Below are 12,819 nucleotides of genomic sequence, written 5' to 3' on the forward strand. Positions count from 1 at the left end.
CTGCCGAGCCTGTAAGGCCCCTCCTGTAGGAGCGAGCCTGCTCGCGAAAAACGCCTGGGCAACGCGGGCATTCAGGCAGGGCGCGTTATCGTTGACGACTATCGCGAGCGGGCTCGCTCCTGCAGTGGATTGTGTAAACCCTGTGGGAGCGGGCTTGCCCGCGATAGATTTTGCGTCGGACAAGAATAAATAAGGACGAGAAATGCAACAGCCAGCGAAAGGTTTGAAACGAGGGCTCTCAGCCCGACATATTCGCTTCATGGCACTGGGGTCGGCGATCGGCACCGGGCTGTTCTACGGTTCTGCCTCGGCCATTCAAATGGCCGGCCCGGCGGTCCTGCTCGCTTACCTGATTGGTGGCGCGGCGGTGTTCATGGTCATGCGCGCCCTCGGTGAGATGGCGGTGCACAACCCGGTGGCCGGCTCGTTCGGCCAGTATGCCAGCACCTATCTGGGGCCGATGGCAGGCTTCATCCTCGGCTGGACCTACGCGTTTGAAATGGTCATCGTCGGTATGGCCGACGTGACGGCGTTCGGCATTTACATGGGGTTCTGGTTCCCGGAGGTCTCCCGCTGGATCTGGGTGCTGGGCATCGTCTCGGTGGTCGGCGGCCTGAACCTGTGCAACGTCAAAGTCTTCGGTGAAATGGAGTTCTGGCTGTCGTTGCTCAAGGTCGCGGCCATCGTCGCGATGATCCTGGGCGGCTTCGGCATCATGCTGTTTGGCATCAGCAGTGCGCCAGGTACCCAGGCGACGGATATCAGCAACCTCTGGACCCAGGGCGGCTTCATGCCCAATGGCGTGGGCGGTCTGATCGCCTCGTTTGCGGTGGTGATGTTTGCCTTTGGTGGCATTGAAATCATCGGTGTTACCGCCGGTGAAGCCAAGGATCCGCAACATGTGCTGCCAAGAGCAATCAATGCCGTGCCGTTGCGTATTCTGCTGTTCTACGTGTTGACGATGCTGGTGCTGATGTCGATCTTTCCATGGCAGCAGATCGGCAGCCAGGGCAGCCCGTTCGTACAGATTTTCGACAACCTGGGCATCAGTTCGGCGGCCACTATCCTCAACATCGTGGTGATCTCGGCGGCAGTGTCGGCCATCAACAGTGACATCTTCGGTGCGGGTCGCATGATGTATGGCCTGGCTCAGCAAGGGCACGCCCCGAAAGGCTTCGCCCGATTGTCGCGCAATGGCGTACCGTGGCTGACGGTCGTTGTGATGAGCTGTGCGCTGTTGCTGGGCGTGTTGCTGAACTACCTGATCCCGGAAAACGTCTTTCTGCTGATCGCCTCCATCGCGACCTTTGCCACGGTGTGGGTCTGGCTGATGATTCTGTTGACTCAGGTGGCCATGCGTCGCTCCATGAGTGCCGAGCAGGTTGCGCAACTGAAATTCCCGGTGCCGTTCTGGCCCTATGCGCCGATGGCGGCGATTGCCTTCATGCTGTTCGTCTTCGGTGTGCTGGGCTATTTCCCGGACACACAGGCTGCGTTGATCGTCGGCGTGGTCTGGATCGTGTTGCTGGTGCTGGCCTACCTGACGTGGGTTAAACCGATGGCAGGACAGGCGGCCCTCATTACCAACGATCAGCCTCTCTCTCAGCGTTAATCTGATTTGAGTGAGCTACGAGAGAAACTGGCCGGCTGACAATTGTCAGCCGGCCAGTTTCGCTTTCAAGGCATCACCAAACGATAACGGCGTCACTTTTTCGCTGATTTACCGCTGGTTGGGATGTGCAGGTACGACATCACGCTTTCTGTCAGTTCGGTCGCCAGTTTGACCGCCTCTTTGTTGCGCGCCATCACGCCGGCAACCAACCCTTCGATCAGGGCAAGCATTGCGATGTTGGAACTGGTCAACACCGGATGATCGCAAGGCGCAAACAGCACGTGCTCGGCAATGCCGGTAAGCGGCGAGGCGGGCGAGTCGGTAATTGCCAGCACCGATGCGCCACGTTCATTGGCGAAGCGTGCCAGTTGCAGGGTGTCGAGGGAGTAGCGCGGCAGGGAGATCGCCAGCAATACGTCCTGATCAGTGATCGCGGCCAGTCGGTACGCGGCATTTTCGTTGCCGCCTTCCATGCTGATAGCGGTGGCGTCGGCGCAGAAGGGCATCAGGGTCGAGGCGGCGAGGCCGGCGAAGTAGACACTGTTGCCGAACCCCAGGATATAAATCTTGCGTGCGGTGGTCAGGCGAGTGACGAACGCTTCAAAGGTGTCGGCGTGGTTATTGGTCGACGCCGTGGCGAGGTTGCTGCTGGCGCTCTGGATTTGTTCATGCAGGCCGAACGCGCCGCCCGGACGATGGGCCAGTTCGTTGCGTAGCTTGTCGACCGGCGACACCATCTGCTGCAACGTTGCGACCAGTTCGGTCTTCATGCCGGTGTAGCCACCGAGGTCCAACGCCTTGGCCAAACGGTTGACGGCGGCGGGTGAGGTAGACGTTTCGTGAGCCATTTCCTCGATGGTCAGCGTCGCGGCTTTCAACGGGTGGCGCAGGATAAAATCCGCGACCTTTCGCAGTGACGGTGGTAGCTCGGAAACGATTTCCGTCAGTTTGCGCATGACCGGCGCGGCGTAGACCGTGGTGTCTCTGGATGGGGTTGGCATATCCGGCTCAACAGTTCCTGAAGGTGGGAGAAGGGCTGTGCCTGATGCCCCGACAAGGTTGGCTGGAGTGTATCTGAAGCCAACCCGGTCAGGGCAGCGCAGCGCAATCGATCGCCGAGCAGCAGACTACTTCAGGCTCCCGGCCAGAAACTGCTGAAGTCGCTCGGACTGAGGATTGACCAGCACTTCACGCGGGTCGCCGCGCTCTTCGACCAGGCCCTTGTGCAGAAACACCAGTTGGTTGGAGACCTCTCGGGCAAACCCCATTTCGTGGGTCACGACCACCATGGTGCGACCTTCCACAGCCAGATCCTGCATGACTTTGAGCACTTCACCCACCAGTTCGGGGTCGAGGGCCGAGGTTGGTTCGTCGAACAACATTACCTCCGGCTCCATCGCCAGTGCGCGGGCAATCGCCACGCGCTGCTGTTCGCCACCCGACATATGGGCTGGCCAAGCATCCTTGCGGTGCGCCACACCGACTTTGTTCAGGTAGTGCTCAGCCTTTTCCCGAGCCTCTTTCTTGCCCAGGCCCAGCACATGTACCGGGGCCTCCATGACATTTTCCAGCGCACTCATGTGCGACCACAGGTTGAAGTGCTGGAACACCATCGACAGGCGTGAACGCATGCGTTGCAACTGCCCGGGTTCGGCAGCCTTGAGCCCGCCAAGTTTGTTGGCCACAAGTTTGAGCGGTTCGCCGTTGAGCACAATGTTGCCGGCGTTGGGCTGCTCCAGCAGGTTGATGCAGCGCAGGAAGGTGCTTTTGCCCGAGCCACTGGAGCCGATGATGCTGATCACATCGCCGGCCTGGGCTTGCAGGGATATGCCCTTGAGTACCTGGTGGTCGCCGTAGCTTTTGTGCAGGTCCTGAATTTCAAGTTTGTACATGGTTTGAACTCTCTGGCATCAGTCGCTGAGCAAGCGGCCTTGGCGAATAGGGGTGAAGCCTGCGACTTTGGCCAGCCACAGACCGGGCTGGGCAAAACGCAGACGTTCGCGGGCGTAGAGGATGCCGTCGGTGCTGGCGCGCACTACGCTATGACGGTCGTTCAGCGGGTCAATGACTTCGAACAGTGGATCGCCGACCTTGACTCGAGCTCCCAGCGGTTGCAGAAAACTCACCACCCCCGGATGCGGTGCACACGCGTATTGCGCCCCGGCGAAGGGCATCGCTTCGCAGCCATTCGGCGGGGCCGCCGGCCATTCACCGCTGATCAGGCCTTGCTCTGCGAGGTAACCGAGAATGGCCTGAGCGCTGTCGATGCATTGCTCGCGTTCGGTGTCCGCCATGCCTCGCAACTCGATGGTGGTGGCCGTGCACGACAGCGGGATATTGGCTTCAGGGAAGAGTTCGGCCAGGCGTAACCAGGGAATCGCGCAGGCTTCGTCGAAGGCACTGCCGCCCGCACCTTCGGCCAACAGCGTAACCCCGGCGCCTAGGCGCGCAGCCAGTGACTGCAAGCGTGGCCAGTGTTGGGGCATCGCGTACAACAACATGATCGATTCGAAATCGCAGTGCAGGTCCAGCACTACATCGGCGTCGCAGGCATGCTGCAGTAGCACGCGGAGCAGGCCGTCCAGCTCCGAGGCCGGTGGCGGCATGTCGGCGAGCGCATCGGCCATGGCACTGCGGATCAGTGCGACGTTGGCGTCGGCGTCATTTCCCAGTCGACCTTCCAGCAACGGTGCGACGGCTTCGGCCAGCTCCGGGAAGTCGCGGTTGAAGTTCTTGCCGCTGGAGAACTCGAAGCGACCTTGGTGAGTGGCCTGGAACATCTGGCCGATACCGATCGGGTTGGCCATCGGTACCAATTCGACGACCCCTGTCAGGCGGCCTTGTGCTTCCAGTTCAAGCAGGCGGCGCTTGAGTTCGACGGCGACACGCATCCCCGGCAACTCGTCGGCATGCAAGGAGGCCTGGATGTATGCCTTGCGTGGCCCGCTGCCAAAACGAAACAGCGACAGCGTTCGTTCAGTGCCCGAAGCACTCCACGGCAGCAGGTATTGAATGTGTTCCATATCAGCTCCTTAATGCTTGCGCGGTGCCAGATACGCCAGCCAGTGGCGCTCGGCCAGCTTGAACAGACGCACCAGAATGAAGGTCAGGGCGAGGTAGATGAGGCCGGCGGTGATGAACGCCTCGAACGGCAGATAGAACCGTGAACTGACCGTGCGTGCCGCGCCGGTGATATCCACGAGCGTGACGATGGAGGCCAGGCTGGTGGTTTGCAGCATCATCAGCACCTCGTTGCTGTACTGCGGCAATGCGCGGCGCAAGGCCGACGGCAAGAGAATGCGGCGATACAGGGTCAGGCGGGACATGCCCATGGCCCTGGCGGCTTCGATCTCGCCATGGGCGGTGGCTTTCAGACTGCCGGCCAGCAGCTCTGCGCTATAGGCACTGGTGTTGATTGCGAAGGCCAGGCAGGCGCAAAAGGTGGCGCTGGAGAGGTAAGGCCAGAGCACGCTTTGGCGCACGGCTTCAAACTGCGCCAGGCCGTAATAGATCAGGAACAATTGCACCAGCATCGGCGTGCCACGAATCACATAGGTATAGAGCCAGGCCGGGAAATTGATCAGCGGCGATCGTGACACCCGCATCAGCGCCAGTGGAATCGCCAGGACCAGGCCCAGGGCCAGGGAAATGAGCAGGACCTTGAGGGTCAACAAGGCGCCATTGAAGTACAGCGGTAGGTTTTCCCAGATCAGGTTGTAGTCGAGAATCATGGGCGGGTTCCCCTCACAATTCGGCGGCTTTGATGCCGACCGAGTAGTGTTTTTCCAGATAGCGCAGCACCAGCAAGGACAGGCTGGTGAGCATCAGATACAGCGCTGCCACGGCGAGGAAAAACGTGAACGGCTCGTGTGTGGCATCTGCTGCGTTCTTGGCTTTGAACATCATGTCCTGCAAGCCGATCACCGAGATCAGCGCGGTGGATTTGGTCAGTACCAGCCAATTGTTGGTGAACCCGGGAATGGCGAAACGAATCATCTGCGGTACCAGAATTCGCCAGAACACCTGCGCCCCGCTCATGCCATAGGCCAGGCCGGCTTCGGCCTGACCTTTGGGGATCGCCATGAACGCGCCGCGAAAGGTTTCCGAGAGATAGGCGCCAAAAATGAAGCCCATGGTGCAGATGCCGGCGATAAAGGGGTTGATGTCGATATAGCGGGTGTAACCGAGCACCAGGGCGATGCGGTTCACCAGGTCCTGGCCGCCGTAAAAGATCAGCAGGATCAGCACCAGGTCTGGAATGCCGCGTATCAGGGTGGTGTAGCTTTCCCCGAGCATGGCCAGCCATTTGAGTGGCGACAATCGGAAGGCCGCACCGATCAGCCCCAGGGCAATCGCCAGGGACATGGAGGTCAAGGCCAGGTTTATGGTCAGCCAGGCGCCATCGAGAATGCTCGATCCGTAGCCGTGAAGCATGATGAAGTTCCTCAAGCGAGCGCCGCAAGGCGCGCAAGACAAGCCCGAATCGGCGCCTGCAATGAGCTGGCACCGGGGCTGTGGGTAAGGCTTACTCGCCGTAGATATTGAACGCGAAGTACTTGGCCATCACTTGCTGGTACTTGCCGTTGGCGCGGATGGCGTCAATCGCCGCACTCAGGCGCGCAACGTTGGCGGTGTCACCTTTGCGCACGGCGATCCCGGCGCCCCTGCCGAAGTATTTCGGGTCGTTGATGTCCGGCCCGGTCAACGCAAAACCCTGGCCGGCCGCAGTCTTGATAAAGCTTTCGTCGGTGTTGACGATGTCGGCGAGGGTGGCGTCCAGCCGACCCGACGCGAGATCGAGGAAGGCTTCATTTTGTGAGGAGTAGCGCACCACGACAACGCCGGCTTTTTCCAGTTGCTCGCTGGCAAAACGATCGTAGGTCGAGGAGCGTTGCACGCCGAGTTTCTTGCCCTTGAGGTCCACCAAAGGGTCATTGATCACGTTGCCGGCCTTCATCGCGAACTTGCCCGGTGTGTGGTAGTACTTTTTGCTGAAGTCCACGGACTTCATCCGGTCTTCGGTGATCGACATCGACGACAGCACGGCATCGATCTTGCGCACCTTGAGCGACGGGATCATGCCGTCGAATTCCTGAATGACCCACTCGCATTTGACCTTCATTTCTTCGCACAAGGCGTTGCCGATGTCGTAATCGAACCCGCTGACGTTGCCCTCCGGCGTCTTGAAGGAGAAGGGCGGGTAGGCGGCTTCGATACCGATACGCAGGCTGTCTTCGTCGGCATGTGCCAGGAAGCTGAAAGCGCACAGCGCCAGAGCACCTAGAAGTTCTGTCTTGTTCATATTGTTGACTCCTTGGAGGGCATTGGGGGGAAACGGGTGCCCGCCATCCGGGTTGGCGCGGTGGATCAGTTCTGTGATCGGCGGGACTATAAATGACACAATAAAAATCAATATGCAATAAAATGAAAAAAAACATATCAGAGTCGGATGTGACAAAGCGCAACGACACCTGGCCGGTGCGGGCACTTCAGCACACGACGAAAGCGTCGGTCATACTGTGGTCGGCATCTTCCAGCCAGCAAGGTATTGCGCGACGCAGCATCAGTCATTCCCTCGGAGCAACGAGGCCATGCTCGGCGATCAACCCACGAATCTGATTACCTTTGGCCGTCGGCAGTACGATTAAGCCGGCCCGGATGCGATAGTTCGCGTTCCTGTAGCTGCTGCGCCCAATGGTGCGCACCGCCACAACCTTCCATGTCGGTTCACAGCCGGGTTCGATCCCTTCCAGTACCGTTTGAAGCCTGCGATCGTGCGACAAACACTGACGCCAGACTGGCCAGGATAGCGAGGTGAGGGGGAGTCAATGCCATTGCCATTGCCATTGGCTGGGGATTCAGCGGTCGGCAATCGACTCCGTCAGGCATAAATTTTTTACGCATTTTTTACGGTAGCTGTTTTTGTTCGCAACGATACTGGCTGCGATTTTTTATCGTCCATGCGCCCGTACCTCCAATGCCCCTGGCAAATCGTATTGCCCAAGGATGGCGTGCAGTTCCTTCCCGTAGTTTGAGAGAAACGTCCCTTGAGTAAAAAAGTCGCCAGTGCGAACGAAGGCTCCGAAACCAAAACGTCAGGAGTGGCCTTGCTTGTTGCCGCTGTCGGAGTGGTTTATGGAGACATTGGCACCAGTCCCCTCTATACGCTCAAGGAAGTGTTTTCCGGCCACTATGGCGTTCAGTTGAATCACGACGGCGTACTGGGCATTCTGTCGTTGATCTTCTGGTCACTGATCTGGGTAGTCTCCATCAAGTACGTGCTGTTCATCCTGCGTGCCAACAACCAGGGTGAAGGCGGCATCATGGCGTTGACGGCCTTGGCCCGCCGTGCGGCTGCGCCTTACCCCTGCATGAGCAAAGTATTGGTTCTGCTGGGGCTGTTCGGTGCGGCATTGTTTTATGGGGACAGCATGATCACCCCGGCCATTTCGGTGCTCTCGGCGGTTGAGGGGCTGGAGCTGGCATTTGATGGAATAGAGCACTGGGTCGTACCGCTGTCAGTGGTGGTACTGGTTGCGTTGTTCTTGATACAGAAACACGGCACAGCCCGGATCGGCATTCTGTTTGGCCCGGTCATGGTGCTGTGGTTTGTGGTGTTGGGGACACTCGGGATCTATGGCATTTTGCAGCGCCCGGAAGTGCTACAGGCGCTTAATCCCGTTTGGGCGGTGCGTTTCTTTGTAGTCCACCCGGGAATGGGCGTGGCGATTCTGGGCGCTGTAGTGCTGTCGCTGACCGGTGCTGAAGCTTTGTATGCCGACATGGGGCACTTTGGTCGAAAACCGATTTCTCGTGCCTGGTTCATGCTCGTCTTGCCCGGTCTGGCACTCAATTACTTTGGCCAGGGCGCCTTGATCCTGGGATATCCGGAAGCGGTGCGCAATCCGTTCTATTTACTGGCACCTGACTGGGCGCTGTTGCCGATGGTCGCTCTGTCCACACTGGCAACCATCATCGCCTCTCAAGCCGTAATCTCCGGCGCGTTCTCCCTGACTCGCCAGGCCATTCAGCTGGGTTACGTGCCTCGCATGTTTATCCAGCACACTTCCGACCAGGAGCAGGGGCAGATATACATAGGCACAGTCAACTGGGCGTTGATGGTCGGAGTTGTATTACTGGTGATCGGTTTCGAATCCTCCAGTGCCTTGGCTGCCGCTTATGGGGTTGCGGTGACGGGAACCATGTTGATCACCACCATCCTGTCCTCGGCTGTCGTACTGCTCCTCTGGAAAACACCGCGCTGGCTGGCCATCCCGATGTTGCTCGGATTTCTGTTGGTGGACAGCCTGTATTTCGCGGCCAATGCGCCAAAGATTTTACAGGGCGGTGCGTTCCCGGTGATTGCCGGCATCGGCCTGTTCATTTTGATGACGACCTGGAAGCGGGGGCGGAAGATTATTGTTGAGCGGCTGGACGAAACCGCGCTTGCGCTTCCGTTCTTCATCAGCAGCCTTCGTACGCAACCTCCTCATCGCGTACAAGGCACGGCAGTGTTTCTTACCGCCAGGTCCGATGCTGTTCCTCATGCACTGTTGCACAACCTGCTGCATAACCAGGTGTTGCATCAGCAGGTGGTGTTGTTGACTGTGGTCTCCGAAGACAGTCCGCGAGTGCCTGTGGATCGTCGGTTCGAAGTTGAATCCTATGGCGAAGGCTTCTTTCGGGTCAGCCTGCACTTTGGTTTCACCGAAGAGCCCGATGTCCCGCTCGCATTGCGAGCCTGCCATCTACCCGAACTGGATTTCAGCCCTATGCGCACAACCTATTTCCTGAGCCGGGAGACGGTTATCCCGACCAAACGCATCGGTATGGCGAAGTGGCGTGAGTACTTGTTTGCGTTCTTGCTCAAGAACGCAAACAGCAACCTGAAGTACTTCAAGTTGCCATTGAACAGAGTCATCGAGTTGGGCACACAGGTCGAAATGTAGTGATAGGTTGCAATTGAGTCGGGATCAGGAGCAGCGCCGAGCACGGTTGGAAGCGCCACGCTTCGATATCGAGCAGAAACGGGTCGGTCTGTTAAGCCCTGGCGGTGCGTCCTGTGCCTTACATCCGCAGGCGCAACGTTTCAAAGAGTTGTCGATCTTCCTTTCTGGCCGAACGGGCATGACGCCGAATGACCTGCAACAGGCAGTCGGTGAAGCAGAGTGCCGGGTTGCTCAGCGACCCGTTGCGTCGGGTGACGATGCTCAGTTGTCGGGGCTCGAATTGCTCGGTCAGCCCCAGGGACACCACGCGACCCAGGAATGGCGGGGCTGTGCTCACAATGGACGGCCCCCAGGTGCACATGTTGGCCCGTTCGACCATCATCTGCAAAATGGCCAGTGAATGGGCGCGCACGATTCGGTTCTCATCAATTTGCGCGCCGTGTTTCCAGAACAGTTCCTGCATCAGCCCATCGTGTCCGTCCGGTGCGTAGTTCAGGGTCCAGTTTTCCTCCAGTAACTCGTGGATCGATCGTGCGTGTTGTCGGGCGTGACCCTCGCGGACCAGCACCGAAGTCTGGTAATCGAGCAAGGTTTCGCAAGCGAATTCCTGAGTCGATTGTGCTGGATGGAGCTGACCGATCGCGAAATCCATGCTGCCGTCGCGCAACAGCGGTTGGGCAACGGCCATCAGGCTTTCAAACAGCTCCAGTTTGATTTGCGGCATGCGCTCGCGAAAAGCCAACACCACTTCGGGCAGGAAGGTCAGGGCGATCCATGGGGTGATCCCGACGCAGAGCCGTCCCTGGGCCTTGCCACGCATATGATCGAGCTCGGTCTGCGCATGTTCTAGCTGCTTGATCACCAGCCGCGCGTGGGTCAACAAGACTTTCCCGTATTCGGAGAAGTGCAGGCCGCTGGGGGTTCGGGTGAACAACGGCAGTTGTTGACTGGTTTCCAGTTCGCGCAACGCTTTGGTCACGGCGGCCTGGGAAATCCCCAGCGAACGCGCGGCCGCGCGGATGCTGCCGGTTTCGGCGCTGGCAATCAGCGCCTGTAATTGATGCAGTTTCATCTGACCACCTTGATGACAACCAGTGGTTGTCATCATAACCAAACTGCGCCTCCCCAGCCCAGCGCCCGTTCCCTAAGATCGACCCCAACAGCGCTTTCGCTGCTGCACAGACCCTGTCGAAGGAGAACACCCATGAATGCCGGCCTGGTCCTGCCTGGTATTGCCGCGATGCAAGATGAAATGATCGCGATACGTCACAGCATTCACGCGCACCCTGAGCTGGGGTTTGAAGAGTTCGCCACCAGCGAGCGGGTGGCGCAGTGTTTGACCCGGTGGGGTTTTCAGGTCAGCACCGGCGTGGGCAAGACCGGGGTCGTTGCCACTCTGAAAAATGGTGAGGGCCGGTCCATTGGTTTGCGCGCCGACATGGATGCGTTGCCGATACAGGAAGCCACCGGTTTGCCCTATGCCAGCGGGATCGACGGTGTCATGCATGCCTGCGGCCACGACGGCCATACGGCAATCCTGCTGGCAGCAGGTCAGTATCTGGCCCGGACACGGGCGTTCAAAGGCACGCTGCATCTGATTTTCCAGCCGGCGGAAGAAGGGCTGGGCGGTGCCAGGAAAATGCTCGAGGAAGGGCTGCTCGAACGGTTTCCGTGTGATGCGATCTTTGCCATGCATAACGTGCCGGGCTATCCCGTCGGGCATTTGGGCTTTTACAGCGGGCCGTTCATGGCGTCTGCCGACACGGTGAACATCAGAATCCTCGGCAATGGGGGACATGGCGCGGTGCCGCACAAAGCCGTCGACCCGGTGGTGGTTTGTGCCTCGATCGTGATGGCTCTGCAAAGCATCGTTTCGCGCAATGTCAATCCGCAGGAAATGGCAATTATCACGGTGGGCTCCCTGCATGCCGGAAGCGCCTCGAATGTCATTCCGTCCAGCGCCGACATGAGCCTGAGCGTGCGCGCCCTGACCCCCGAGGTTCGCCACTTGCTGGAGGTCAGAATCACTGAATTGGTCCAGGGCCAGGCTGCCAGTTTTGGCGCCCAGGCTCACATCGATTATCAGCATTGTCATCCGGTGTTGATCAACGATCCCGAACACACTGCATTTGCCCGTGAAGTCGCCCGCGACTGGTTGGGAGAGCGGCACCTGATCGATGACTTGCGGCCGTTCACGGCCAGTGAGGACTTTGCTTTTGTCCTGGAAAAGTGCCCCGGCAGCTATCTGGTGATTGGTAACGGCGAGGGAGAAGGCGGGTGCCTGCTGCACAACCCCGGCTATGACTTCAATGACGGCTGCCTGCCGGTGGGCGCGAGCTACTGGGTCAAGTTGGTCGAACGTTTTCTGTGTTGAGACGGCGCATTTTCGCCCGTTATGCCTGTACAAAATCTGCGGCCTGAAGAGGAATAAAAATGAACAAGATGATTGCAGCCGTTTCCCTGGTGTTCCTGACGGCGACGAGCCTGGCGGGTGCGGCCGACTGGTCTGGCAAAGTGCTGAAGCTGGGGGTGGACCCGACGTACCCTCCGCTGGAATACAAGAATCAGGACGGCACGCTGACCGGTTTCGGGGTCGACATCGCCGAGGCGCTCTGCGCCGAACTGAAGGCACGATGCGTCTGGGTGGAAAGCAGCTGGGACGGGATGATCCCGGCACTGCTGGCGCGCAAGTTCGATGCGGTGGCGTCCTCGATGACCATCACCCCCAAACGTTTGGAGCAGATTGCGTTTACCGACAAGGTGTCCAATGCACCGGCACGGTTAGTGGCCAAACGTGGGGCGGGATTACAACCGACCCTCGAATCGCTCAAGGGCAAGCGCATTGGTGTGGAGCAGGGCTCGACTCAGGAGTCCTATGCCAAAGCGGTCTGGGGTTCCAAAGGCGTGGAAGTTCTTTCCTATCAAAATCAGGATCAGGTGTACGCCGACCTGGTGGTGGGGCGACTTGATGCCTCGTTGCAGGGTTCCATTCAAGCCAGCTACGGCTTTTTGAAAACAGCGGCGGGCAAAGACTATGAGTTCGCCGGTGCCACCCTGGATGATCCGGGCTTCTTCGGCGTGGGTGATGGCCTCGGTCTGCGCAAGAGCGATGTCGCCTTGCGCGAAGACTTGAACAAAGCCCTGGCAACCATTCTCGCCAACGGGACTTACGCGCGGATCAACAACAAGTACTTCGATTTTGACGTCTACGGTGCCAAGTAACCCACGGCCGATTCGTTGAGCAGGGCGCTCGCTCGA

At 59.0% G+C, this 12,819-nt stretch carries 11 protein-coding genes; 4 read left to right on the top strand and 7 right to left on the bottom strand.

What is annotated here, in order from left to right; all coding sequences use genetic code 11:
• Positions 1-202 precede the first annotated feature (202 nt).
• Positions 203-1,612 carry an amino acid permease gene (locus CAF65_RS22500; RefSeq protein WP_085718241.1) on the top strand — a complete coding sequence of 470 codons (1,410 nt, stop codon included), beginning with the start codon at positions 203-205 and terminating at the stop codon, positions 1,610-1,612.
• A gap of 92 nt (positions 1,613-1,704) precedes the next feature.
• Here CAF65_RS22500 and CAF65_RS22505 read toward each other — a convergent pair whose 3' ends face one another.
• From CAF65_RS22505 to CAF65_RS22530, 6 genes are all read right to left on the bottom strand, one after another.
• A complete protein-coding gene (locus CAF65_RS22505; RefSeq protein ID WP_085718242.1) occupies positions 1,705-2,613 on the bottom strand; it encodes a MurR/RpiR family transcriptional regulator in 909 nt (302 codons plus the stop codon).
• Positions 2,614-2,739: 126 nt separating this feature from the next.
• Positions 2,740-3,504 (bottom strand): ABC transporter ATP-binding protein, encoded by a 765-nt coding sequence (locus CAF65_RS22510; protein WP_085718243.1) that lies wholly within the window; start codon positions 3,502-3,504, stop codon positions 2,740-2,742.
• Between the two features lie 18 nt (positions 3,505-3,522).
• Complete coding sequence (locus CAF65_RS22515) at positions 3,523-4,635, bottom strand: succinylglutamate desuccinylase/aspartoacylase family protein (protein WP_085718244.1); 1,113 nt, start codon at positions 4,633-4,635, stop codon at positions 3,523-3,525.
• Between the two features lie 9 nt (positions 4,636-4,644).
• A complete protein-coding gene (locus CAF65_RS22520; RefSeq protein WP_085718245.1) occupies positions 4,645-5,343 on the bottom strand; it encodes an ABC transporter permease in 699 nt (232 codons plus the stop codon).
• A 13-nt stretch (positions 5,344-5,356) separates the two neighbouring features.
• Positions 5,357-6,046 carry an ABC transporter permease gene (locus tag CAF65_RS22525; protein ID WP_085718246.1) on the bottom strand — a complete coding sequence of 230 codons (690 nt, stop codon included), beginning with the start codon at positions 6,044-6,046 and terminating at the stop codon, positions 5,357-5,359.
• A gap of 91 nt (positions 6,047-6,137) precedes the next feature.
• The gene (locus tag CAF65_RS22530; RefSeq protein WP_085718247.1) at positions 6,138-6,914 is read right to left on the bottom strand and encodes an ABC transporter substrate-binding protein; all 777 of its coding nucleotides are present in this window, start codon (positions 6,912-6,914) and stop codon (positions 6,138-6,140) included.
• Between the two features lie 745 nt (positions 6,915-7,659).
• On the opposite strand from CAF65_RS22530, the gene CAF65_RS22540 reads away from it, so the two are divergent.
• Positions 7,660-9,561, top strand: coding sequence for a potassium transporter Kup (locus CAF65_RS22540; protein WP_085718248.1), 1,902 nt, complete (start codon positions 7,660-7,662; stop codon positions 9,559-9,561).
• A 118-nt stretch (positions 9,562-9,679) separates the two neighbouring features.
• On the opposite strand, the gene CAF65_RS22545 is transcribed toward CAF65_RS22540, so the two are convergent.
• Entirely contained in the window at positions 9,680-10,633 is a 954-nt protein-coding gene (locus CAF65_RS22545; protein ID WP_085718249.1) for a LysR family transcriptional regulator, read from the bottom strand.
• Positions 10,634-10,765: 132 nt separating this feature from the next.
• Here CAF65_RS22545 and CAF65_RS22550 point away from each other — a divergent pair, with 132 nt between their 5' ends.
• The gene (locus CAF65_RS22550; protein ID WP_085718250.1) at positions 10,766-11,935 is read left to right on the top strand and encodes a M20 aminoacylase family protein; all 1,170 of its coding nucleotides are present in this window, start codon (positions 10,766-10,768) and stop codon (positions 11,933-11,935) included.
• 59 nt (positions 11,936-11,994) lie between these two features.
• The gene (locus CAF65_RS22555) at positions 11,995-12,783 is read left to right on the top strand and encodes an ABC transporter substrate-binding protein (RefSeq protein ID WP_085718251.1); all 789 of its coding nucleotides are present in this window, start codon (positions 11,995-11,997) and stop codon (positions 12,781-12,783) included.
• Positions 12,784-12,819 lie beyond the last annotated feature (36 nt).

It is taken from the genome of Pseudomonas sp. B28(2017) (assembly GCF_002113025.1).
GTDB lineage: Bacteria > Pseudomonadota > Gammaproteobacteria > Pseudomonadales > Pseudomonadaceae > Aquipseudomonas.